Origin of the sequence: Massilia genomosp. 1, from assembly GCF_011682185.1 — a bacterium.
In the GTDB taxonomy this organism is placed as follows: Bacteria; Pseudomonadota; Gammaproteobacteria; order Burkholderiales; family Burkholderiaceae_D; genus Telluria_A; species Telluria_A rubra.
This window is the reverse complement of the sequence record NZ_WHJF01000650.1, coordinates 1-251: the sequence shown is the minus strand read 5'-3', so window position 1 is coordinate 251 and position 251 is coordinate 1. Positions and strand designations below refer to the sequence as shown.

The following is a 251-nucleotide window of genomic DNA, read 5'->3' as shown; positions in this document are numbered from 1 at the left end:
TCAGAAAAACCATCGATATCGTCTTGGATGCGTCCTGCTGCTGGTGTCATATTCGATTCCATGTGGGTACCAACTTCCTTAATTAGAGTTATGAAGTTGTCTCACAACAGTTTGACACAGGGGGGTCTCGCCCCAGCCTTGGCACGCCTTCGGCACGCTCGCCGTCGGGTCAGCCGCAAATCGCTCCATCAAGATCCTCGCTCGTTTGTTCAGGCGCGCATCGCCCAGGTCGAGTTGCTCAAATTCCGTCT

At 53.8% G+C, this 251-nt stretch carries 1 pseudogene; it reads right to left on the bottom strand.

Annotation, left to right across the window (positions count from 1 at the left end):
• Nucleotides 1–123: 123 nt before the first annotated feature.
• Nucleotides 124–251: pseudogene (locus F1735_RS35140) on the bottom strand (IS4/Tn5 family transposase DNA-binding protein); the annotation flags it as partial.